Origin of the sequence: Algibacter luteus, assembly GCF_030344935.1 — a bacterium.
Classification (GTDB): domain Bacteria; phylum Bacteroidota; class Bacteroidia; order Flavobacteriales; family Flavobacteriaceae; genus Arenitalea; species Arenitalea lutea.
Genome location: NZ_CP128313.1, coordinates 1,536,515 through 1,560,145 on the forward strand (window position 1 = coordinate 1,536,515; position 23,631 = coordinate 1,560,145).

General features: G+C 32.5%; 18 protein-coding genes. 3 read left to right on the forward strand and 15 right to left on the reverse strand.

What is annotated here, in order from left to right; genetic code table 11:
* Positions 1-65: 65 nt before the first annotated feature.
* From O5O44_RS06535 to O5O44_RS06555, 5 genes are all read right to left on the reverse strand, one after another.
* Positions 66-4,973 carry a T9SS type B sorting domain-containing protein gene (locus O5O44_RS06535; RefSeq protein WP_289196231.1) on the reverse strand — a complete coding sequence of 1,636 codons (4,908 nt, stop codon included), beginning with the start codon at positions 4,971-4,973 and terminating at the stop codon, positions 66-68.
* 147 nt (positions 4,974-5,120) lie between these two features.
* Positions 5,121-7,571 carry a T9SS type B sorting domain-containing protein gene (locus O5O44_RS06540; RefSeq protein ID WP_289196232.1) on the reverse strand — a complete coding sequence of 817 codons (2,451 nt, stop codon included), beginning with the start codon at positions 7,569-7,571 and terminating at the stop codon, positions 5,121-5,123.
* A gap of 4 nt (positions 7,572-7,575) precedes the next feature.
* Positions 7,576-10,299 carry a T9SS type B sorting domain-containing protein gene (locus tag O5O44_RS06545; RefSeq protein ID WP_289196233.1) on the reverse strand — a complete coding sequence of 908 codons (2,724 nt, stop codon included), beginning with the start codon at positions 10,297-10,299 and terminating at the stop codon, positions 7,576-7,578.
* Positions 10,300-10,327: 28 nt separating this feature from the next.
* Positions 10,328-11,152 (reverse strand): ABC transporter permease, encoded by an 825-nt coding sequence (locus O5O44_RS06550; protein WP_289196234.1) that lies wholly within the window; start codon positions 11,150-11,152, stop codon positions 10,328-10,330.
* Positions 11,153-11,157: 5 nt separating this feature from the next.
* Positions 11,158-12,060: an ABC transporter ATP-binding protein gene (locus tag O5O44_RS06555; protein WP_289196235.1), complete on the reverse strand. Its 903-nt coding sequence runs from the start codon at positions 12,058-12,060 to the stop codon at positions 11,158-11,160.
* A gap of 125 nt (positions 12,061-12,185) precedes the next feature.
* Between O5O44_RS06555 and O5O44_RS06560 the strand changes: the two genes are divergently transcribed.
* Positions 12,186-13,250: a hypothetical protein gene (locus tag O5O44_RS06560; RefSeq protein ID WP_019388144.1), complete on the forward strand. Its 1,065-nt coding sequence runs from the start codon at positions 12,186-12,188 to the stop codon at positions 13,248-13,250.
* 4 nt (positions 13,251-13,254) lie between these two features.
* On the opposite strand, the gene O5O44_RS06565 is transcribed toward O5O44_RS06560, so the two are convergent.
* From O5O44_RS06565 to O5O44_RS06585, 5 genes are all read right to left on the reverse strand, one after another.
* Positions 13,255-13,770: an IS1096 element passenger TnpR family protein gene (locus O5O44_RS06565; RefSeq protein WP_289196236.1), complete on the reverse strand. Its 516-nt coding sequence runs from the start codon at positions 13,768-13,770 to the stop codon at positions 13,255-13,257.
* 39 nt (positions 13,771-13,809) lie between these two features.
* Complete coding sequence (locus tag O5O44_RS06570) at positions 13,810-14,826, reverse strand: COX15/CtaA family protein (protein WP_289196237.1); 1,017 nt, start codon at positions 14,824-14,826, stop codon at positions 13,810-13,812.
* Positions 14,827-14,899: 73 nt separating this feature from the next.
* On the reverse strand, positions 14,900-15,352 hold the full coding sequence (locus tag O5O44_RS06575; RefSeq protein WP_289196238.1) for a GNAT family N-acetyltransferase: 453 nt from the start codon (positions 15,350-15,352) through the stop codon (positions 14,900-14,902).
* On the reverse strand, positions 15,349-16,773 hold the full coding sequence (locus O5O44_RS06580) for a CCA tRNA nucleotidyltransferase (RefSeq protein WP_289196239.1): 1,425 nt from the start codon (positions 16,771-16,773) through the stop codon (positions 15,349-15,351). Before O5O44_RS06580 ends, O5O44_RS06575 begins: the two co-directional genes overlap by 4 nt.
* A 16-nt stretch (positions 16,774-16,789) precedes the next feature.
* Positions 16,790-17,350, reverse strand: a complete 561-nt coding sequence (locus O5O44_RS06585) for an L-threonylcarbamoyladenylate synthase (RefSeq protein WP_289196240.1) — start codon at positions 17,348-17,350, stop codon at positions 16,790-16,792.
* A gap of 75 nt (positions 17,351-17,425) precedes the next feature.
* Here O5O44_RS06585 and O5O44_RS06590 point away from each other — a divergent pair, with 75 nt between their 5' ends.
* The gene (locus tag O5O44_RS06590) at positions 17,426-18,187 is read left to right on the forward strand and encodes a lipopolysaccharide kinase InaA family protein (protein WP_289196241.1); all 762 of its coding nucleotides are present in this window, start codon (positions 17,426-17,428) and stop codon (positions 18,185-18,187) included.
* 1 nt (position 18,188) lies between these two features.
* On the opposite strand, the gene O5O44_RS06595 is transcribed toward O5O44_RS06590, so the two are convergent.
* The 5 genes from O5O44_RS06595 to O5O44_RS06615 all read right to left on the reverse strand — a co-directional run bounded on the left by O5O44_RS06595 (position 18,189) and on the right by O5O44_RS06615 (position 22,910).
* Positions 18,189-18,944 carry a glycosyltransferase family 2 protein gene (locus tag O5O44_RS06595; protein ID WP_289196242.1) on the reverse strand — a complete coding sequence of 252 codons (756 nt, stop codon included), beginning with the start codon at positions 18,942-18,944 and terminating at the stop codon, positions 18,189-18,191.
* Between the two features lie 2 nt (positions 18,945-18,946).
* Positions 18,947-20,023 carry a CDP-glycerol glycerophosphotransferase family protein gene (locus O5O44_RS06600; RefSeq protein ID WP_289196243.1) on the reverse strand — a complete coding sequence of 359 codons (1,077 nt, stop codon included), beginning with the start codon at positions 20,021-20,023 and terminating at the stop codon, positions 18,947-18,949.
* A gap of 37 nt (positions 20,024-20,060) precedes the next feature.
* A complete protein-coding gene (locus tag O5O44_RS06605; RefSeq protein ID WP_289196244.1) occupies positions 20,061-21,005 on the reverse strand; it encodes a Stealth CR1 domain-containing protein in 945 nt (314 codons plus the stop codon).
* Positions 21,006-21,044: 39 nt separating this feature from the next.
* Positions 21,045-21,956: an ATP-grasp fold amidoligase family protein gene (locus tag O5O44_RS06610; protein WP_289196245.1), complete on the reverse strand. Its 912-nt coding sequence runs from the start codon at positions 21,954-21,956 to the stop codon at positions 21,045-21,047.
* Positions 21,957-22,094: 138 nt separating this feature from the next.
* Positions 22,095-22,910 carry a 2,3,4,5-tetrahydropyridine-2,6-dicarboxylate N-succinyltransferase gene (locus O5O44_RS06615; RefSeq protein ID WP_289196246.1) on the reverse strand — a complete coding sequence of 272 codons (816 nt, stop codon included), beginning with the start codon at positions 22,908-22,910 and terminating at the stop codon, positions 22,095-22,097.
* Between the two features lie 325 nt (positions 22,911-23,235).
* Between O5O44_RS06615 and O5O44_RS06620 the strand changes: the two genes are divergently transcribed.
* Complete coding sequence (locus tag O5O44_RS06620) at positions 23,236-23,544, forward strand: hypothetical protein (RefSeq protein WP_289196247.1); 309 nt, start codon at positions 23,236-23,238, stop codon at positions 23,542-23,544.
* Positions 23,545-23,631: the final 87 nt, after the last annotated feature.

Consider the following 23,631-nt stretch of genomic DNA (forward strand, 5'->3'; position numbering starts at 1 on the left):
AGTAAATAAGACTTAAAAAAACTTTTAAGGTTTAATTACATCGTTAAAACAACTTTATTTTTAAATTATCGTTTTAAAGCAAAATGCCCTTTAATATTGAAAGTTTCTCCATTTTGAACTATGTCTGCCGAAAACCAGTAATCATCTGAAGGCATATTTTCGCCATTATAAGTTCCATCCCAACCTTCTGAATAATGAGGTAATGTTTTAATGAGTTTTCCGTGTCGGTTATAAATATAAACCATAGTTCCAGGCAATTGATTTGCTCCTACAATATGCCAAGTATCGTAAGCGCTATCATTATTTGGAGTTACAAATTTTGGAATATCGAAAACGAATACTTGTTTTGTAACATCCATACACCCGTTGATATCTCTTACGGTTACAAGATGTTCTCCGAAAGAAACATCTTCAAAAATATTTGAATTTTGCGGTTCACCATCGTCCAGAATATAAATATAATCTCCTATTCTCGAGTTATCTATTTCAACTGTAATTCTATTTGGGTCAGCAAAATTAACAGTTGAAGTGAAGTTTATTATCGCATCTTCTGAAGGAATTACTTCAAAATTATGAGTGTATGAACAGTCATTACCCACAACATTAGGTCTAGTTACGGTTACAGCATAATTACCAGGATTTGTTGGAGGGATTACAATGCTGCTAGTAGTGGCTCCTGTAGACCATAGATATCTATCGCCAGCTACTCCGGTATCTGCAGATACAGTAACAGGTTCGTTATTACACAACGGTACAGTTTCATTCATTGCAATAACGGGTAAATTATTTATGCGAATATTAAATTGTGTTGTGCTATAACAATCTGTTCTATTGTTTTCCAATCTTGCATAGATTGTGTCGCCATTTGAAGCTGAATAAATATTCGGTAGATTATCCGTTTTGCTTTCAGCATTTTCTAAAGAACTATAGAAGGTTATGATATGATTTAATGAATTTAAAGACCCTAGAATAATACTGTTATTATCTCGTAAATCAAAGCTTTGTATACCATCGTAATCATCATCACAATCAACTAAATCTGGCGGTGTGTTGGCAACTGGATTTTCATTTATTTGCAATACAAAAGTGGGTACAAAATAGCATCCGGTAGAAGGGTCTGATACCCTGATGTATATGGTATGGCTTGCCGCTGAATAATTAAAGGTACTACTTAAAGGTGCCAAATTATCATCCGCATCAGATTGTGAATTATGATATGATATCGTAACAGCAGAAGGATCGCTAACAATCATATTATCAACTTGCGATAAATCATAAGTATTCGTTTCATTATCGCAAATCTCGATTGTACCTATTAAATTAGTTGCAGGTGGCAGGTTTACTATTAATTCTAAAGGAATAACAACAAAACAGCCAGTTAAATTATTGGCTACTTTTATATAAACAGTTTTCGTATTCGAATTAAAATTAGATGGATTTGTAATTTCCATGGAGTTATCTAAACCGTCGTCTGGATTTATATCTGTTAAATTCTCGAAATAGTTTATAGAAAGATTACTTTTTACTCTATCTAAAACTTCAAAATCATCATCAACAGTATCAATATTATATGTTGTTAAATCAAAATCAACAATACCGTCATAATCAATATCACAATTGGTAATACTAGGCACGTTGTACATAACATCTGGAGCTGCTATAATATTAATACCTAATTCTTCAACGATGTGGCATAATGAATCTTCACTTTCAATTCTGATATAAATACTTTGCGGATTCGTAGTATTAGTATATGTAGAAGGTAAAGGCGCTGTATTAGAATCCGCATCTTCAGGTGAAATATGGAACGAAATATTTAAATTATCGGGCGAACCTGAACTAATTTCATTTGCTTTTTCAACTAGATTAAATTCATGTAAACCATCATTACTATCATCATCACAAATTAAATAATCTACTACTGGATTATAAACAGGATCTGGCGAAACTTGAATGAGAAAAGATGAGGTACCAAAACAGGATGGATCTGTAATATTTTCTACCCTAACATAAATTGTTTGAGGACTAGAAGTATTTTGATAGACATTATTTTTATCTATTGGAATGGTATATGCTGCGTCTTCAAAATAATAAACTTCTTTACCAGGTTGTCCGTTTAAAATTTCGGCATCCTTATCAACTAATAGGAAATCTGAAGTTCTATCACCATCATCTTCACATAATTGAAAATTACTAATAGTTGGGAAAACGGGTAATGTATTTATAATCGCTTCAAATGAAACAATAGAATAACAACCCGTGCCACTTGCAGCATCTTCTACTCGGATATAAATGGTTTGTGTATTTGAATTGTAAGCACTTCGGTCTGCAACAGGAATAGGGTTTGTATTGTTATCAGCATCTTCAAAAGATGTATAAACATCTAAGTTTAAACCTGTTCTACTTGGTACGGCTTCATCAATTTTATCTTCAAGGTTTATTATTGAAAAACCATCTTGATCGTCATCACATATTATTTCATTAGTAGGTTGATTGGTAGTAGGAGCAACCAATACTTCAATTTGAAACGGGTTTACTGTAGAACAACCAGAATCTAAACTCTCAATACGCGCATAAATGGTTTCTACGGCATTGGTGTTGTTATAAAAAGGCGGTAATTGATTCGCCGTATTATTACTTTGAGCATCTGCATTATTATCAAAATAAGTAACCGTAAAATTGGTGTTTCCACCAGTGATTATGTCATCTATTGATTGTAAATCTATGCTTGCTATACCGTCATCATCATCATCACAATATGGTATTGTTACATTTGAAAATAATAATATAGGGTTTACTAATAATGTAATTTGAGAATTTTCAACACAACCACCATCTTCTATTCTAATATATAAAACTTGTGGGCTTGTTGCCGCGTAAGGTGCAGTTTTATCTATAGGGTTTGTCCCATTATCTCTGTCTTCTTCTGTTTCGTAAAAAGTAACTGTAATGGAATTTGGTAAATCGTTAGCAATAAATATTTCTACGGTATTTAAATCGAAATTTAAGGTGTCTGAATTGTCATCATTGGTATCACAAAGTGCAAAATCGCCAGTATCCGTTCCAGTAAGTAATAAATTGGTATGAATTTCGAATGGTACTATAGTTGTACATCCGGTCGTATCATCTTCAATTCTTAAATATAATGTGGCAGAACCAGGTTCTAACACGGCATTTGTATATTGGTAATTGGTTTCGTCTGCAATAACATTTGTGTTGTTAAATGCATCATCATAAGTGGCATGAAAAGTTGTGGAAACACCTGTTAAGCCATTAAGTATGGCGCTTATAACCTCAGTTAAATCGAACGTGGCATCGCCATCTAAATCTCTATCACAGGCGTCAATATATTGAGTTTCTCTGTTCACTATAGGACTAAGTGTAATTACAACATCTAAAGTTGTGGTGGTAATACATCCTGTGGTTGTATCAACAACTCTTACATAAACTTGTTCATTTGGTGTGTTGGTGTTAATGTAAGGTGTTGGTATAGGATTGTTTCCTGTACTAGCATCAAGAGGATTATAATGATAGGTTACTAGTAAATTAGTTTGACCTTGTGTGATTTCGTCATCTTTTTGAGTTAAATCAATAATGGCATAACCATCAGGGATGTCGTCTCCATCACAAATTTCTAAAGTTGTAGGCGCTACAATATCTGGTAACGGATTAACAATTAAATTAAAACTTGTATATGCTAAACAATTACTATCGTCATCCTCAACCCTAACAAATATTGGCTGCGGGTTTGAGGTGTTTGAAATAGGCGTTGTTATAGGTAAAATATCAAGTCGTGCATCACTATCGGATAAATGATAGCTAAACGTATAATTTGTAAAAGGAATATTTGCAATAACTTCTGCATCTTTGGTTGATAAATCAAAGATTTCGGTTTCATCGCCGCTTGCATCATCACATATCTCATAATCCGAAACAGGATCCATAGGCTCTTCGGTGTTTAAAACAACCTCAATCTCATCTGTTTCTAAACAAGTACTTCCATTTACAGGTACAGAAACTTCAACACGATAAGTTCCATCTTGAATAGTTGTATAGGTTGGTGATATTGCTCCTGGTATTAAAGTACCATTTCTATACCAAGCGTAAGAAGCTAATGGATTTTGTAAATCTGCATCTAGAGTTGCCACACTTTCGCAAGTTGCTATATCTTCCCCTAAATCGAGTACTCTAAAACTATCACCTTCGATAAATACAGCAGAATCAAAAGTTCCATCTGTTTGGTCGGCGATTATTAATTTAATATGATAGGTGACGTTAGGTTGAATGCTACCCATTGCTGTTAAAACGGTAGTTCTCCCATTATAATTTGTGTCACCACGGTTATAACCATCAAAATATTGGTCGTTTTGTGCAGCACAAACTCCAAAAATTTCGTCGTGAATGGTATTGGTGTTTACAGGAATGGCTGTACCAGGAATAAGTGCGATATTTTGATATGGATTGGTTGTTCCGGCTTCTTTTATTAGAAAAACGAAGCCATCAGAAAATTGACACGGATTAATACCAAAGTATTCTTCGGATGCTAACAAGTAATTAAACTGAAACTGATTTGAAATAGAAACAAAATCGAATTCTATTGATGTCGCATTAACTGTATTTGTAATTCCAAGAGCGGTTTCTAAATCGGGGTCTGTTCCCCATGTATTCGAGCCTTCACTAAGCGTTGGTGTGATAGTAGCATTACCTCCAGAGGCTGCTCCACCGGTTGATAACATAATACCTCTTTCAAACGGAAAATTTGAACTACCTCTTTCAAAATAAGCATAACTAGAAAGACCGTTGGCACTACCATTCACGAATGAATCAATATTAGAAATATCTACACAACCGTTTACTAGATTGTCTTGTATTAAAGCTTGTAAACTAACAGTATCATCTACAGTTATTTGCTGTGAAAACAAATAATTACTTCCGCAAAGAATCGAAATTATGATGAAACGTGCAAATCTCATAACGTGTAGGTATTTTCTATTAGGTTATTATTAATTAAAATATGACCATTAGTTGGGACTAATATGGCCGAAAAATAGGTATATTTAGATGAAGCGCAAAAAAAATCGGACAAAATGCACGAAATTTAGTTTTTTAGACCCTGTCATCTAGTTTTTCAGAGTGAAATGATCCTTAAATATTCTTCCGTCTTGTAAAATGACAGAAAACCAATAATCATCACTAGGTAATTTTTCACCATTGAAATAGCCATTCCATCCTTCACTTAACGGAATGAGTTGTTTTATTAATTTTCCGTAGCGATCATAGATTTTGATTTTAGTATTGGGCTGAAACATACTAGATACGCCATAAATTTTCCATTCATCATTAACGCCATCATTATTAGGTGTGAAAAATTTTGGAAACCCAATAACAGAAACATCACTTTGTGTAATACCACAATCGTTTTTTACATCTTTTACTAAAACCGTATAAATGCCTGGATAAACATTATCAAAAATATTGCTGTCTTGATAATCTCTTACGGTAAATCCGTTTTCATCTATCAAACGATATTGATAAATCCCTTCTCCTGAAACGTAAACTGTTATGGTATTATTTTGAGAAACATCATTAACATCGAAAGCTGGAGAGTTAAATGTTGCCGTGTTTGAAGCTTCAATGGTAACCGTACGTTCTTTAAAACAGTTATAACCATTGGAAACTGTTACGGTGTAAATACCTGGTTCATTTATTTGAGTTGTATAGGTATTGGCTCCGTTAGACCAGTTGTATGTATAATTATTTTGATTTCCGCTGTTCAATGCCGCATCAATAGTTATAGTTTGAGGAAAATCATTCAAACAATAGTAAAATAAATCTTCAGTTTTAATATCAGGTAAAGGGAACACATATAGAAAAACTTGACTGATGCCATAGCAATCATTCGCATTTTCAACTCTAGCATAAACAATATGATAAAATGGTGTAGTATTGGTATAAATTGGACTTAACGGATTTTGCTCTAATACGGCATCTTTAAAAGTTTGATAGTAAACAACATCTAGATTTGCCGGTAACCCCGCTAATATATCTGCTGAAGCATCCTCTAAATTAAAGTTGTAAAGCCCATCTTCTATACCATCATCGTCACAAAAAGTGAGATATGCGTTGTTCGAATCTGTAACGGTAACCGCAAGTGTAAGTTCAGAATAGCCAATGCATCCCGAAGCATTATTAATTACTTCTAGATAAATTATTTGTGGATTCGAGGTATTGTTAAATGCATCGCCATTAACTTCAGAAGTTCTTAGGGCATCCGTATAGAATTTTAATGTCCTATTCGCAGCAGCTCCAGATAATTCAGCCTCTGCTTGATTTAGATTAAAAGTTGTTAACCCATCTGATAACCCATCTTCATCACATTGCAATAAAGTAGTGTTTAAAGCTTCAGGAGCTTCATTTACTTGTAAATTTAAAGTTGTAAAACTGCTACAAAATGAATTGGATACTTCTTCAATACGTACAAATATTTGCTCGTTAAAAGGCGTAGTATTGTAATAGGAATAGGGAAGGGCACCAATTCTATTTTCAGCATCTGTACTTGAAGTATAATATAATACATTGAAATCTGCCGGGTTTTGCCCATTAAGAATTTCGCTGTTTTTTGAAGCCAAATCAAATATAACCTGTCCGTTTTTATCATCGCCATCATCTAGATTGTCACATAAAATATAATCTGATGGTGTTGTAAAATCTGGTCCGCTAACACTTAATTGAAAATCAGTTAATTCAAAGCAACCAGTGGAATTATTTGTAATTCTAGCATAAATAGTTTGTGGATTGTTAATATTAGTATAAGGGCTGTTTAAAGCGTTTGTGCCTATATTAGCATCACTTGCAGAAATATGGTACGTCACTGAAACGTTGGATTGTGAACCTATAATTGACGGTGTATTATTGGAAAGTGTAAACTCTGTTGTTTCATCTGTAAAAGGTGCAATTTCATCGCAAGAATCAATATCTAATGCTGCTCCAGAAGTTCCTGACTCATCAGTTGGAGGCTCCGAGAAGGTAGCAGTTCCTGTCCATTCTAAACTGAACGGACTGTTACCAATAGGTCGGTCTATAACAATAAAATAGGTTTCTCCAGCATTGACATCAAGCCATCTTACAAAACTATTGCCACTTGCTCCTGGCCCTTCAGAAGTGTCGGTTTCTGAACCATTCATACCAGTTTTATTGTTTGATAAACCTGCGTTTTGAGGATTAGTTGTTGAACATCTTATAGCTTGACCTAAAGCGCCACAAGCCACATTTGGACCAAAAACAAAAAAATCATAATCTTCAGTGATACTTCTACTGTTTGGTGATAAGGTGAACCCAAGAGTTCCAGAAGTAACTGTAGTAACACTAAGCCAAATGCTATTGTTTTCTTGACTTGAACAGTTTTGGCCTGCACCTAATTCTTGTGTGCCTATTCCGTTTACATCTAAAGTAATATCAGCATTTCCACATGCTGTTACAGCGTTGATACAATCCGTTGGTTCTTGACTTATTAATAAGTTCGAATACAAAACTATCAAACAGAAAAAACTAAATTTTAGATATACTTTCAATATGTTAATGTTTGAGAGTGAAATGATCCTTAAATATTCTACCATCCTGTAAACGAACAGCAAACCAATAATCATCACTAGGTAATATTTCACCTTGATATAATCCATTCCAACCTTGCCCTAAAGGGTCAAGTTCTTTAACCAATTTACCATATCTGTTAAAAATTTGAATTTTAGTATTAGGTTGAAACATGCTTGAAACACCATATATTTTCCATGTGTCATTCACCCCATCGTTATTTGGAGTGAAAAACTTTGGAAACCCAATGACTGATACATTTTGATTTACAATACCACAATCATTTTTTACATCTTTAACGAGAACATCATAAATCCCAGGAAAAACGTTCTCAAAATAGTTACTGTCTTGATATGGATGCGTGGTGATGTTATTTTCATCAATTAAGCTGTATTGATACGTGCCCTCGCCGCTAACAAAAACAGTTATAGTATTATTTTGTGAGGCATCGGTAACCTCAAAAGCTGGATCTTGAAAAGTTGCAATGTTAGATGGCTCTACTGTTACCGTTCTATTTTTGGTACAGCCTGTTATCTTATGAGTTACCGTAACGGTGTAGGTGCCAACCTCATTTATTTGAGTAACATAATTTGTATCTCCGTTAGACCAATTGTAATTGTAATTACTTGAAGCATCATTTATAAGTCCTGCATCAATATTGATAGTGCTTGGAAAAAAATTGATACAATAAATATCAGACCCTTCAGTTTCTATATTCGGTAATTCGTGTACCGTTAATAAAACTTCACTTATACCGTAGCAATTGTTGGCATTTTCAACGCGTGCATAGATAACTTGATTGTAAGGGACAATATTGGTATAAGCAATTGGTAAATGATTTATTTCTAACAAGGCATCGTTATAAGTTTCAAAATACGAGAGGTTTAACCCTGCAGGCAATCCGTTAATGATATCATTTTCGGCATCGCTAAGGGTGAAGCTATAAAATCCATCCTCAATACCATCATCATCACAATGCTCTAGGGAAGCATCACTAGCACTTGTAGAGCTAACCGCTAGCACCAATTCTGAAAAACTTGAACATCCTGTTAAATCGTTTATAACCTCAACATATACCGTTTGAGGATTAGATATATTGTTATATGCATCAGCATTAAGCTCTATAGTTCGTGAAAAATCTTGATAAAATTTTGTCGATCGATTAAAAATATTCCCGACTAAGTCGTTATGTGCTTCAGTTAGATTAAAAGTAGTTAAGTTATCTGCAATTCCGTCTTCATCACATTGTAGTAAAACATGATTATTTGCTTCTGGATTGGGAACAAAATTTACAAATGCTTGCCCTTCTAAAGCACAGTCACCATTGTTGGGCTCAATATAAACTTGATAATGTCCTTCTTGAAAAATTTCCAAATCAAAATCTGTTTCAGTTAAAGGATTACCATCAACCGTCCAAATATAAGTAGCTCCAGGAATATCATCAGCGGCTAAAGTGTACGAGCCACCATCACAAATATTTAAATTAATCGAGCTTTTTCCGTTTTTTATGATATCAATTTCAGTATTAAAAAAAGAAGCTATAAATGGCGGTAACCCTTGAGTTGAATTAAATGGAGAAAGGTTTATAGCATTATGTACATAAGAACAACCTAAACCCGCAGTATTTGGGTTTTCTATAACACCTAAAAAAGGTAATCCAACATCGTAAGTTGAACTTAAGGCTCTATAAATCTTTCCATCTGGACCTAATTGTAATGCTCCTCGAAAAAGTTGTCTTGAATCTAAGTTAACCTGAGAGTTTTGCACATCGGCAGTTGATAGGTTAAATTGTGTTAAGGTAGATTTATGATTACTTGGATTGTCATTGCTATTAGGATTTTGAAAATCAAAAAAATCATTGTATGAATGCACGTACAAAAGTTTGCTATTTGGTGAGAATTCTACTCCATAAGGAAAAGCTCCTCCATTATTTGAGGAAATAAATAGGGCGGTTTCGTTGGACAGTGTACCTAAAGCTGAATCAAAATCGTATAAAAATAATCCACTTTTTATATTAGCAGCAACAGCTTTCGTTCCATCAGGAGATAGTTTTAGATAGCCACGTAACTCGTTAGTTGGATTCATTCCAGGAGATTTTACAGAAGTGGTGTTAATACCTGTATTACTTATTTCAAAGGCATGAAACGTATCAAAAGTAGTGCCTGTACCATCTTCTGATGCATAAGTTACCACCCAAATGGATTCAGTTACGCAATCTTTTAAAACCGCGGTTATTTTCTCTGAACAAAATGAAAGTAATTGGGTGTTTTTAGCTGTCACTTGACCTAAACCTCCATTAAGTGTCATATTGACTACTGAATAATTTAAACCGTTATTGACGCCGTCGAGACTATTATCAACTGTAAACACATAATAAATTGCTGGGTCTGCAGGTTTTGGAACTATAATGGCGGATTGTGTACTGGATGAATCACCATGTAAACCAAACCCATTAACCATTTGTAAATGGTTACTGTTCCAAATGGTAACGCCATCAGTATAAAAAAGCAAGTTACCATCTTCATCGGATATTGATGAACAGCCTTCACGAGTATTTAATTGTCCGTCGGTTTTTTGAATAATGGTATTCGAAGCTAGATCGAAAGATATACCCGCATTCTCTCCAAAATACCAATTTGAGGCTTCATTTTGAGCATAGATTAGTAGTCCAAAAAGACTAAAAATTACAGATAAAGCAGTTTTTTTCATTTTTCAATAGCGAAAGCTACCAAAGATATTATAAATCTCGCTTTTTTAATAATCTATACGACAAAAAGATAAATAAGGCAGTCCAACATAGTACAATAATTATTTCGTAGCTGTGAGCGCCATAATCATAGGCCAATTCCCCTTTGTCTGGGAATTTCGTCATGGCTACTCTCTGAAAAGGTTGGTCTATAAGTTTATACATAGACTTTAATGGAAAGAAATTTTGTATTTTTTCTGCAATTGAAGCATTAAATTGCCATGTTATTAAACCAAACAGTATCCATTCTAAAATATATACAATAAATAGAAAGGCTAAAGCGAAAGCAGATCTCTTTACTAACATTCCAAAGAATAAACACAAACTAAAAAAACCAATCAATTTAACAAAGTAAGCTAATAAAAATTCAGTTTCTCTAACCACTATGGAAACTTCGGTATAACTGGAATAATACATACCAATACAAAATGAAATTAACGTAATTAAAACTGTTGAAACCAACGAAAAAAATACAATGGTATAGAACTTAGAAAGTATAAATTCCTTTTTACTTAAGCCATCAATAAGGTTTTGTTTTATAGTTTTATTACTGTATTCGTTGCCTATCATACTCACTACAACTATAGCGAAAAAGAATTTAAACTGAGAGGCAAAAAAAGTTGTTAAATGCCAAATAATCGGAAAATTAAACACTCCCAATTCTCCTAATTCTAACGTAAAAAAACCAAATACATTAATTTTTAATGATGATAGTAAAATCACAAAAAAAGGCAAAATAAAAGATATAAAAATGAGTATTTTACTCGTTCTATTCAGCAATAATTTTTGCAATTCTAAATTTAATAGTCGTAGCATAAAAATTAGTTTTGGTTATGGTCTGTTAATTGCAAAAATTGCTCTTCTAAGCTTTCTTTACGCTGCACTAAATGCGTTAATACAATACCTTGTTCAAAAAGGTATTTATTAAAATCATCAGAAAGCATGGGTTCGTTAAGAAATCCAGTAATTAAATGGTCTTGAATCTTCACTTTACCAAAAGACTTGTGGTTTTCAAGCAACTTAATAAGTTCGGTTTCTTTATTGCATTTAAGCTCGAAAAAACCGTGGCTGGAAATCATTTCATCAACTCTGCCCGAATATAATTTAACACCTTTTCGAAGTACAACAACATGAGAACATACCTTCTCAACTTCATCAAGTAAATGAGATGCAAGTAGAATGGTAGTCCCTTTTGCAGCAATTTGCTTTATTATTTCTCGAATTTGATGAATTCCTTGAGGGTCCAACCCGTTTGTAGGTTCGTCTAGTATTAAAATTTCTGGGTCGTTTAATAGGGCAGAAGCAATGGCTAATCGCTGTTTCATACCTAAAGAATAGGTTTTAAACTTACTATCTTTACGTTCTAATAAACCAACTATTTCTAGCTTTTCGTCTATTTTACTAAAATCTACGCCCTTAATTTTACAAACCAATTTTAAATTTTGTGTGGCTGTCATGTACGGGTAAAAGTTTGGGCGCTCAATAATAGCGCCTACCTTCTTTAAAGCATCATGTGTTGAGGTGTTGCCATCAAACCAATGAAAACTCCCTTCGGTTTTGTTCACAACGTTAAGTACTATGCCTAAGGTTGTAGATTTTCCGCTACCATTCGGACCCAAAATTCCATAAACATTTCCTTTGTTAATGGTGAATGATAAATCTTTAACAGCCGTTAAATACCCGAATTTTTTCGTAAGGTTGTTTATTGTAAGAATAGATTCCAAACTATAATGTTTTTCTGCTAGCTGAAGATGTTAGCAATGGTTAGTTGTTTAAGTAAGACGAGAGTCTTTAATTATTGTTACAAGTTTATGATAAAAACCTTAAATTTGAATAAGTTTATACCTCTATGCAAGATTTAAAAATATCTAAAAGAAAGCCTTCATTTCCTATAACACAAAAGTTGGATGAATATCTTACCTTATATAATAGAAACGTAAAAATTCCTATTTTTTATGATGATTTATTAAGATTTCAAGGGTCTATTGTGGTGTATGATAAAGATGATAATGACACCCTTTGGATTCGTGTGTATTACAATGAGTTTGAGCGTGAAGAAATTGAGTCTGCCTTAAAAAAAGTTTATACCATTTTCCACTCAGATGGTAATGAGAATATATTGCCATTTTTAAGTGTTGATGCCATAGATTATTGCACTTTCGGAAACTCTAAACCTTTTAGAGTAAAGATTAGAAATATTTTAAATGATAATTCTACTTATTTCTATGTAAAAACTGCCGATGCTTCTCGTGTTTACGGGTTGGAGTTGGAGCACATGCTTTCGCCTTACAATTTGAATTTTCTAGTATACGAAAACACTTTGATTGAAGAACATATTGCAGGAATCCCAGGTGATGAGTTTATAAAAAATATGTTGCCAGATTGTAATAAATCTGAAAAGTCTCAAATAGCCAAAGAGTTTGTAAAATTTAATGAACGTTGCATGATTAGAATGCTAGGAGATATGCGTTCGTATAACTATGTAATTGTTCCTACTCATGATTTTGATAAAGTAGTTTACAAGATAAGAGCCATAGATTTTGATCAACAGTCTTATGAAGGAAAATTTAATATTTATAGACCTCAGTTTTTCAAGGAAAATTTTCAAATGGTAGAATTAGTTTCAAATAGTATTCAGAAGTTGTCAATAGATCAATACAAAACTGAAGAGCGTTCTATATTAGTAAAGCGTTTAAAGAGTTTTCAAAATAGGGTAGCCCGATTAATAAAATGTATGGAGGCAGATGACATTTCGCCAAAAGAACACGTGGACCAATTAAAGATGACTATTTTTAGTTACACCAACGATGTAAATTTTAAGAAAAGTAAGAATATGGGAGAAATACTTAAATATTCGCTTGACTTTTTAACCCGTAATTATGAGAATGTTACTTTAGAAAATTTAAAACGCTAATAGGTTAATTCCAGTTCTCATCAAAATCTAAATTATCGTAATCATCAACGTCAATTTCATCTTCAAACTCATTAAATTCATCTTCGTCACTATAAGTTTCAAACGATTTTTCATGAGCTTCATCTGGAACTTGTCCTTTAACAAACATCAAGTTCGGATAATCGTGCCCTTCAGTTTCTTCAACTATTTCGGCTAATTCAACAAAGAAGGTCCACATGCTTAAAAAATCGTAAACATAAATAAGTTTAGTTTGTGCTTCGTGAACAACACTATCTAAACTAGTTTCATTCATTAAACGCGCAGAACCATCATCACTTAAATCGAATAATGAAATTTCTTCACCTTGATCCCATTGATCGTTACTTAAATAAAATGAAGCCATTTCAGTTCCGTCGAAACCAAACGATTGCGTTATGATGTTGTGCAAATCTTCAAGCGTATCGGTTTCACGAATTTCTAAATCGCGGAAGATATCTTCTTCTGTGTCATTATCTAAAATAACTCTAAATCTATAGATCATTACGTATAAATATTGAAGTGCAAAGTTAACTCATTTATCTTATTTGGAAAAGCGATGCAAAGTAAATGTCATAGCACTTAAAAGAAAAAATGCACCAACTTGATGAGCAACACCTAACCAAACAGGGACTTGTAATAATATGGTAAAAACCCCTAATAAAAATTGAAACCCTAAAATAATAACTAATAAATTTAATCCTTTTGATTGATAGTTTGTAAGGGCTAATTTTTTAGATATAAAATAAATTGCTAATATAAATCCAACCACTACAAAAGCTAGTATTCTGTGTACAAATTGCACTCCGCTTTTGCCTTCAATAAAGTTTTTATAGGTAGGAGTTTGTTCGGTATAAACGGTTTCATGCATAAATTTTCCTTCGCTCATCATTGGCCAATGGTTGTGCATAAAACCGGCATCTAAACCTGCTACAAAAGCACCGTAAATAATTTGCACAATTACTATAAATAACCCCCAGCGAATTAAGTTTCTAAACGCATTATTGATTGCTTTCTTATCAGGAAACATTAAATCTAATGCTACCCAAAAAGTATAAGCAAAGGTTATAAATGCGGTAGTTAAATGCGCTGCTAATCTGTAATGACTAACATCAGGATTATCAACCAATCCGCTTTTTACCATATACCAACCTAGAAAGCCCTGGAAGGATCCAAGGCAGAGTAAAACTATTGCTTTTTTTAAAGTGGATTTTGAAAGTTGTTTCGTTATTAAAAAATATAAAAATGGAATTAAAAATACGAGACCTATAAACCTTCCAATAACACGGTGGAGCCATTCCCAAAAGTAGATATCTTTAAAATCTTCAAGTGTAAATTGGTTGTTTAATTTTTGATATTCTGGGTACTGCTTGTATAAATCGAAAGCTTCCTGCCATTCAACTGCATTCATAGGAGGAATGGTTCCTGATATTAGTTTATAGTTAGAAATAGACAATCCAGAATGTGTTAATCTGGTAATGCCACCAACAACAACCATTATAAAAATTAAAATGCAACCCGTTAATAACCAATAAATTATTTTTTTGTTGTCCTTTTTCATATCTGTCTGGTCGAGCGCAGTCGAGACCTATTAAATGTTATAACCTCTCGACTGCGCTCGAGGAGAAAATAGTTTATTTTAATTCCTTTTTAAAACATAAACTGTTTTCAATACCAATGTACTGTCCGTAGTTTGGTATTATACTATAATTCATTTTTTTATAAAATGAAACGGCTTCCTTTTGACGTTTTCCTGTTTCCAAAACACAGGTGTTAAAATCAAGTTCTCTTGCCCAAACTTCCAATTCTTGTATTACCTTAGAGGCTAAACCCATGCCTCTAGAATCTTCTTGAGTAAACATGCGTTTTACTTCAACTGTATCTTCGCTTAAGGCTTTAAACGCACCACATGCAAGTGGCGTTTCATTTTTATAGACAACAACTACATGATTTAAAACATCAATATTATTATACTGACTGTAAAACGCATGTTCATCGCCATCAATTATTTTTAAATAGGTGTTTAATAAGGATACCAAACCTATAAAATCTTTATTTTCAGAATTTGTTCTTTTTACAGTAATCATGAATCTACGGCAGAATTTAGCCCTAATTTTTTACCTTTCTCCAGCATGAGTTTGTATGCTGCTTCATATTCGTTTGGAATTTCACCTTCCAGGATGGCTTCTTTTATGGCCTCCTTAATAATGCCAATTTCTCGTGAAGGTTTTAAATTAAAAACCGACATGATTTCCTCACCAGAAATAGGAGGTTGAAAATTTCTAACATGATCGCGCTCTTCAACTTCAATAATTTTTTCACGAACAATTTTAAAGTTATTATGATATTTCGTGAATTTTTTTGGGTTCTTGGTAGTAATGTCGGCTTCACATAAAGTCATTAAATCATCTACATAATCGCTCGCATCAAAAACCAATCTTCTCACGGCCGAATCGGTTACAATATCTTGTGCTAAAACAATTGGGCGAGAACTCATTAATACCATTTTTTGAACAAATTTCATTTTGTCATTCAATGGCATTTTAAGTCTTTTAAATAAGCGATATACCATTTTTGAACCTTCAAATTCGTGCCCATGAAATGTCCAACCAACTTTTTTGCTAAATTTTTTGGTAGGAGCTTTACCAATATCATGAAGCAGTGCAGCCCATCGTAACCAAAGATTATCTGTATTTTGGGCAATATTATCAACCACTTCTAAGGTGTGATAAAAGTTATCTTTATGCCTTTGTCCTTCAACTTCATCAATACCCTTTAAGGCAATTAATTCGGGCAAAATATATTTAAGTAACCCTGTTTTTTCTAATAGCAAAAAGCCAATGGAAGGTTGTTGGCTTTCAAGAATTTTATTGAGCTCCGTCACGATACGTTCTTCGGTAATTATTTTGATGCGCTCACAATTTTTTGAGATGGATTTTAAAGAAGCATCTTCAATTTTAAAGTTTAATTGGGCTGCAAAACGTATAGCTCGCATCATTCGCAATGGGTCGTCACTATAAGTAATATCTGGGTTTAAGGGTGTTCTTATCGTTTTATTTTCTAGATCCTTAATACCATTAAAAGGGTCCAATAAATCGCCAAAATGAGCTGGATTTAGATTTAAAGCTAAGGCATTAATTGTGAAATCGCGTCGGTTTTGATCGTCTTCAAGTGTGCCGTGTTCAACAGATGGATTTCTACTGTTTTCAGAATAAGATTCTTTGCGTGCGCCAACAAATTCAATTTCTATATCTTCAAAACGCAACATAGCGGTTCCATAGGTTTTAAAAACTTGTACTTTTGGTTTATTAGGAAGGTTTTGAGCAACTTGTTTTGCCAATTTAATACCATTGCCAATCGCAACAACATCAATATCCTTCGCATCACCGCGCTTTAAAAGAAAATCGCGAACAAAACCTCCAATAACAAAAGCATCCAATTGCAGTTCTTTAGCAGATTTTGATATGATATTGAAAATAGGATGTTGTAACGCTTCTTTGTAATTCATTGATGATGTTGAGGTTTTAAGCTCTTATAATCTTAACAATACCATTGTTACCCAATTTGATTATTGATGATGGTTTTGAACAGATTTTATCGTGTTGCAAATTTACAACATAGTCCACACCTTTTAAAACCTCTGGACTTATTTCTTTAAATGATTTTGGAGTTGGTTGGTCACTAATATTTGCAGAGGTAGAGACAAGTGCACCATTAAGTTTTCTGGTAAGCCAATAGCAAAAATCGTCGTCTGGAATTCTAATGGCGATTGTTCCGTCCTTAGCATTTAAATTTAAAGGCAAATGTTGAGCTTCGTCGTAAATTATAGTTGTTGGTTTATCGGTTATTTCTATGATGTTTAAAGCAGAAGCAGGCACGTGCTTTACATATTTTTTTAGCATTCTGTCGTCTGAAACCAAACAGGTTAATGGTTTGCTTTTATCACGTTTTTTTAATGCAAAAACTCTATCTATCGCTTCTGCGTTCGAGGCGTCGCAACCAATAGCCCAAACCGTATCTGTAGGGTAGAGTATAAGTCCCCCTGCTTTTAAAACTTCAAGTGCGCTATTAATTTCTTTATTCATATTTTGAAGCTATATTTGCAGCATTGCAAATTTACAACAGAAAATAAAACTAGCATTTGCTAGTTTGTTTTATATATGAAGAAAATTAAGGTTTTTAGTGAAGATTTAAGTGACTCTTTTAAAACGGAGATTTCTAAGATAGTTGATAACTTCAGTGAGATTGAAGGTGGTGTTGGAAAACGAAACATCATCAAAATAGTGAAAATAGAAGGGGTTGATTATAATATTAAAGCCTTTAAAATTCCTAATATATTTAACAAAATAGCTTATAATTTTTTTAGAAAAAGTAAAGCACAACGTTCTTTTGAATATGCGAAAAAGTTGAGTGAATTAAAAGTAGGAACCCCGAAACCAATAGCATATTTTGAAAATAAGAACCCTCTGTTTTTTAAAGAGAGCTTTTATGTTAGTGAGCAATTACAATGCGATTTAACTTATAGAGAACTTACTAAAGATTTAAATTACCCTGATTTCAATGCTATTTTAAGAGCATTTACGAGATTTACCTATAGTCTGCATGAAAAAGGAATCCATTTTCTAGATCATTCTCCTGGAAATACTTTAATTAAAAAAAATGGTAATACTTACGATTTTTACTTAGTGGATTTAAACCGGATGAAGTTTGAATCTTTAGATTTTGAAAGTAGAATTAAAAACTTCTCTAGACTTACAACTCATAAATCTATGGTTGAATTAATGAGTGATGAGTATGCGAAAGCATCAGGTGAAGATTTTAATAAGATTTTTGATTTAATGTGGAATTCTACAGAAACGTTTCAATATAAATTTCATAAAAAGAAACGCCTAAAAAAGAAATTGAAATTTTGGAAAAAATAGATCATTGTCTGTTTTTTCGAAGTAACCAAAGTTTTACATAGCGCATAAATACAACATATCCTTGTATATAACCAATGGTTAAACCTACAACACCATCACGAAAACCACTTTGTAAAATATAGTGTTTAAAGAAGCCCCAAAATGGTTTTATAATAAAATGATAAGGTGTTAGCTTTCCCGTTTTTTTATCATAATCTTTCGCTTGCCACCACGCATAACGATTCATTTTTTCAAGATATTTATCGAAAGTAATATAGGTGTTATGATACAGTTTTTCTTTTAATCGCCCTACGTCACCATCTGCAATAATTTCGGCATGTACATGCTTATCTTGATATTTACAGAAATCTCTTTTAAACAATCGGATAACAGCATCGTTTCTCCAACCACTATACTTGACGCGTTCACCCATAAAATGATTGTTTCTACCTATCCAGTAGGCTACAATAGGTTCTGGAGGATTTTTTAAAGTTTGAAGAATTTCGGATTTCAATTCAGGTGTAACTCGCTCATCGGCATCAACCAATAAAATCCATTCGTGTTTCGCTTGTGGAATAGCCCAATTTTTTTGAGATGCAGAATATTCATATGCCCTTCTAATCACTTTTACGCCTAATTCTTTTGCTTTTTCATAGGTGCCATCTGTACTTAAACTATCTACTACTATTATTTCATCTGCAAAATTTACTGAAGCAACAACGGCTTCAATATTATGTATTTCATTCCCAGTTGGGATGATGGCTGTAAGCTTTTGCATTTTTAATCTTTTGAAATGGTAAACTGCTTGTTATAGCTTTTTAATGTAAAGTAATTAAGCTTTTTTCTGATTTTAAATTTTCGAATCAAATTTAACGGTTTAGATTTTAAATGGCGTTTATCTTTATGTAAAAATGAAATAGTAGCATCAATAAGTCTGCCGCTCGATTTTCCATCGGAGTAGGGATGTAATTCTTGAACAAAGTCGTTAATTTTTTCTATTAAATCTTTAGGATAGCTTAAGGCAAAGTTAAAAGTGTCTTCTAAAGCACTCGCATTATTAACATGCAATAAGTAATCGTGTTTGTAGGTGTGGTTAAAAGTTACTACAGGCTTTTTTTGTAATAAATATTCTTGAATTGCTGAAGTGGTATCGGCAAACAAAATATCTGATGTTTTGAACAACGGAATTAATTGGGTTGTGTTATGAAATTTGAAATGTTTTCCGTTTAATGATTGCCATTTTTCAACAATATGTTCTGGTAATTTTGGATGTAAAACCATTATAAAATTGAACAAACCGCTATTTGAAAGTCGTTTTATTTCATTAAAAACAGCATCATTATAGGCTAAACTTAAACGTTCAGTAAACGTTGAAGCTATCATAATCGTTTTAGTGTTTTCTTTATTTTCTAACGGAAATAAAGGGTCTACTTTAGGCCAACCAGTTTCCATAACTTCAATATAAGGGTGCTTCTTTTTTTGTTCTAGAAACCCTATTGTAGTTGAAGGCCCTTGTGTACAATACAAATCGAAAAAACCCCGAATTCTAAAATGTGCTTCTCCTGTTTTCTTTTCAGGTCTTTTATAAGTTAAAAAACCATGAAATATTTGAACTTTTAAACCTGTAATGAAATCTGGAACTTCGTTGGTTGCAGTTAAAACAATATCGGGTTTATATGCTATTACGTCGTTAATTGTATCTAATGTATTTGTTTTATGACTTATTGATTTTTTTCCGTCATCTAAATCTGCAAACCATTTTACGGTAAAACCTCTGTTTATAATCTCTGTTTCCAAAGGATTACCTATGGGCAGCGCATAACTATATGATATGTAAATTAAAAATCTATAATTCATTCTAACTTTTGAGATTACAATTGGTTTGAAATTATCACTAAACCATACGGTTTTCTAGCCATTTCAAAATATAATCTAAAATTTTTGGCGGACACAAATCTAAGCTTTGCATGCTTAAAAATAACTTGTTTTTTGCTTTTACATTTAATTTAAACTTATACCAAATTAATGGTTTCTTGTAAGACCTAAAGTATAACAATTGTAAATCATCTTTAAAAACGCAGGATTTATTTTTTATTTCAAGATGATTTGCTAATCCTTGAGGTGTAAATTGTAGGTCGCTTCTAAATTTATGTTTAATATTTTCAATTAAAACAGCCTCATGACCTTCGAAGTATGTTTTAAACGTCGTTTTTCGTAATGGATGCGGTGTATGTTTGAAATTATAGTATTTATTGAATCCAGCGAGTTTCGCAGCATTTTGTTGTATTGCTTTATGACCTTTTTTTGCTTTTTTGAACTTTTTATAAAAGATATCTTTATCAAACTTCAACCATTTACCTCTTAATACAGGGAGACCATTTTGAAAAAAATCTGATGGTTTTGTTTCATTAATTAGGAAGAAGTCGTCGTTAAAATAAATAAAATGTTCAGCTAATTCAGGAATTCTATATAAACACGTTTCAATGGGCCTACAATTAAAGGTGGGTAAATATTTTTCATAACCATCAAAAATCTCCGTATGATCAATAATTTTTACGTTTTTGTATTTAGCATCCTTATGCTCATTTTTCAGAAAACTTGGAGTTTGTTCATCAGTTACAACGTAAATATTTCTAACATATGAAGCAAATTTCAGAATAGAATCAATTGTAAATTTAATCTCATTGACTTGATCAAATCGGGTTCTGAATTTTTTAGAAGTAATTTTATTTGAGTCTTTTAAAAAAGGCAATATTTTGGCCTGATGTTTTTCGTCATCACCATCTACCCATAAAATTACGGCATCAATAATAAGTTCTTCTGTTTTAGTTGTAGTCATAACTTAACGAGCGGATGGTATCTTGTAACATTTTATTTATTAAATTTCAGTAATAACTTTCTGCCCTTTTTTAAGTTTAGGAAGTTCAATATATTCACCAATAATTTTATTGTATTCATCTGGAATAAAATCTTTTCTTCCGTCTGAGGGATAGAATGTCATTTCGCCAAAAACGCTTTTGCCTTCAATAGAGTAAAAATCAACTCGAACAAATGGGAAATTACCAGCTAAGATTTCAGATAATTTTATCATTTCTTCTAAATTGCTTGGTTTTTCAACTTCCGATGAAATACTTTTTTTAAGAGATACATATCTAAATGGCAGAGGGTTAAATTCGAAATCATAAAATCCACGTTTATGATTTTGTTCTCTATCTAAATGTACCTCTAAAAACTTAGCTTTCCCTTTAAAGCAATAAAATTTGTAATCAATTAAAGATATTCCGCCTTCATCTTTTAAAAGCTTTTCAATAATTAATCGAGGTTTTACGTTTTTATATGCCCATTCTTGACCTGTTCGATAGTACTGACTTTTATTTAGCCATTTTTTAAAAAGTTTGCTGGTTTTCTCTTTATTTAGATTTTCATTATCTCGAACAATTAAATTATAACTACTGGCATGGGTCGCTTTTACTATAAATTTAACAGGTAAATCGTCGTAATTTATTTCTTTTGGATGGTCATAAACGCCATAAATATCGTTTAAATATTGTGCACCAATTTTTGCTTCAACATATGCTCTTACTGCATATTTATCTACCAATTGTGTTAAGATGTCAGGGTGATAAAAAACTTTAAGCCATTGTATTTTGGCATTAAATTCTTGTGGATTTTCGAGATTTAATTTTTTTCCGGTGTAATGTTCATAAAGAAAGTGAGCATAAGTTTTTGGAGGTAAAAACTTTAATTTTCTCAACATCCTCATGCTGAACTTACGTATGTTTTTAAGCATTATGCGAATAATTTTGACAAATATAAAATAAAACTACAAGGTAGTTTAATATTAAATTTAAAGTAGAAATTGTTTGAAAAAAAATAAGACCAACTTACATAAAGCTGATCTTATTTTTATTTTAATTCGTTGCTTAAATTAAACCGCTACATTATGTTCACGTAAAGCATCGTTTAAACTTGTTTTCTTATTGGTGCTTTCTTTACGTTTACCAATAATTAAAGCACATGGTACGTTGTAAGTTCCTGAAGGAAACTCTTTTGCATAACTTCCAGGAATAACTACAGAACGCGCTGGTACACGACCTTTATATTCAACTGGTTTGTCGCCAGTAACATCAATAATTTTAGTACTCATAGTTAAAGTAACTCCAGCACCTAAAACAGCTTCGGTTTCAACACGTACGCCTTCAACAACAATACAACGGCTACCAATAAAGGCATTATCTTCAATAATTACAGGAGCAGCTTGTAATGGCTCTAAAACACCACCAATACCAACACCACCAGATAAATGAACATTTTTACCAATTTGAGCACAGCTTCCAACCGTAGCCCAAGTATCAACCATGGTACCTTCATCAACATAAGCACCAATATTTACATAACTAGGCATTAATATAGTTCCTGGAGAAATATAAGCACCATGTCGTGCTACAGCGTTAGGAACTACTCTAATGCCGCGTTCAGCATAATTTCTTTTCAACGGAATTTTATCATGATATTCAAAAATACCAGCTTCTAGAGTTTCCATCTTTTGAATTGGGAAATATAAAACAACTGCTTTTTTAACCCATTCGTTAACCTGCCAACCGTCTTTTGTTGGTTCTGCAACACGTAATTCACCTTTGTCTAGTAAATCGATTACGTTTCTAATAGCTGTGGTTGTTTCCTCTTCTTTTAAAAGCGCTCTGTTATTCCAAGCGTTCTCTATGATTTGTTGTAGTTCAGTCATTGATTTATAATTTTTGGCAAATATAATGGCTATCCTTCAAAAAGTCATTGAATAAGAAATAATAATAAGCTCATTTCAATGAAAATTATTCAATTCTGTATGTGCTTTTTATGGATAAATAGTGCTTTTTATCTTTTAGACTAATCGATTACTCGACTAAAAGCAGGACAGCTTGTATTTGAGCGTTAAAAATTGTATTTAAACCATTTATCGGTAAAAATTTACCGCTGCTCTAGTTATCGAAAATACTGGCTCCTACAACTAATTTTTTATTCAAAACATAACAACTCGATATATATTTGAATCATCAAACAATGATAAACAGATGAAAACAAATATTTACATATTATTAATTTTATTACTTTCTTTCTCTTTCGGAAATGCACAAAGTGCTTCTGAAGTAGATGCAATAGAAACTAATAAGACTGTTTCTTTTTCTGTAGATGCTGAAATAGCTACTATGATGGTAGAGACTAATACTGTAAATGATGATTCATTATTAATTGATGTTTCAGAATTTAATGAAACGATTGCACGAAGTACTAGTGATATTAGAATTTACTTAAACCGTAAAAGAAAAGTAAGTAATATCAATTTAGTTTTTAAAGAAATAAATAAAGCTGCAAGAGCTTAAAAATAATGTTCAAGTATTAATAATTAAGGTTAACTATTGAGTAAAGGCTGTCCGTTTGGATAGCCTTTCTTATTTTATTATCATATT

Excerpts from the sequence above, each read along its gene's own strand:
- O5O44_RS06595 (WP_289196242.1), bottom strand. The coding sequence starts at position 18,944 with ATGCAAAAGCTTACAGCCATCATCCCAACTGGGAATGAAATACATAAT.
- O5O44_RS06610 (WP_289196245.1), bottom strand. The coding sequence starts at position 21,956 with ATGCTTAAAAACATACGTAAGTTCAGCATGAGGATGTTGAGAAAATTA.
- O5O44_RS06615 (WP_289196246.1), bottom strand. The coding sequence starts at position 22,910 with ATGACTGAACTACAACAAATCATAGAGAACGCTTGGAATAACAGAGCG.
- O5O44_RS06560 (WP_019388144.1), top strand. The coding sequence starts at position 12,186 with ATGCAAGATTTAAAAATATCTAAAAGAAAGCCTTCATTTCCTATAACA.
- O5O44_RS06570 (WP_289196237.1), bottom strand. The coding sequence starts at position 14,826 with ATGAAAAAGGACAACAAAAAAATAATTTATTGGTTATTAACGGGTTGC.
- O5O44_RS06600 (WP_289196243.1), bottom strand. The coding sequence starts at position 20,023 with ATGAATTATAGATTTTTAATTTACATATCATATAGTTATGCGCTGCCC.
- O5O44_RS06620 (WP_289196247.1), top strand. The coding sequence starts at position 23,236 with ATGAAAACAAATATTTACATATTATTAATTTTATTACTTTCTTTCTCT.
- O5O44_RS06545 (WP_289196233.1), bottom strand. The coding sequence starts at position 10,299 with ATGAAAAAAACTGCTTTATCTGTAATTTTTAGTCTTTTTGGACTACTA.
- O5O44_RS06580 (WP_289196239.1), bottom strand. The coding sequence starts at position 16,773 with ATGAATTACAAAGAAGCGTTACAACATCCTATTTTCAATATCATATCA.
- O5O44_RS06590 (WP_289196241.1), top strand. The coding sequence starts at position 17,426 with ATGAAGAAAATTAAGGTTTTTAGTGAAGATTTAAGTGACTCTTTTAAA.
- O5O44_RS06585 (WP_289196240.1), bottom strand. The coding sequence starts at position 17,350 with ATGAATAAAGAAATTAATAGCGCACTTGAAGTTTTAAAAGCAGGGGGA.
- O5O44_RS06550 (WP_289196234.1), bottom strand. The coding sequence starts at position 11,152 with ATGCTACGACTATTAAATTTAGAATTGCAAAAATTATTGCTGAATAGA.
- O5O44_RS06605 (WP_289196244.1), bottom strand. The coding sequence starts at position 21,005 with ATGACTACAACTAAAACAGAAGAACTTATTATTGATGCCGTAATTTTA.
- O5O44_RS06565 (WP_289196236.1), bottom strand. The coding sequence starts at position 13,770 with ATGATCTATAGATTTAGAGTTATTTTAGATAATGACACAGAAGAAGAT.
- O5O44_RS06575 (WP_289196238.1), bottom strand. The coding sequence starts at position 15,352 with ATGATTACTGTAAAAAGAACAAATTCTGAAAATAAAGATTTTATAGGT.
- O5O44_RS06535 (WP_289196231.1), bottom strand. The coding sequence starts at position 4,973 with ATGAGATTTGCACGTTTCATCATAATTTCGATTCTTTGCGGAAGTAAT.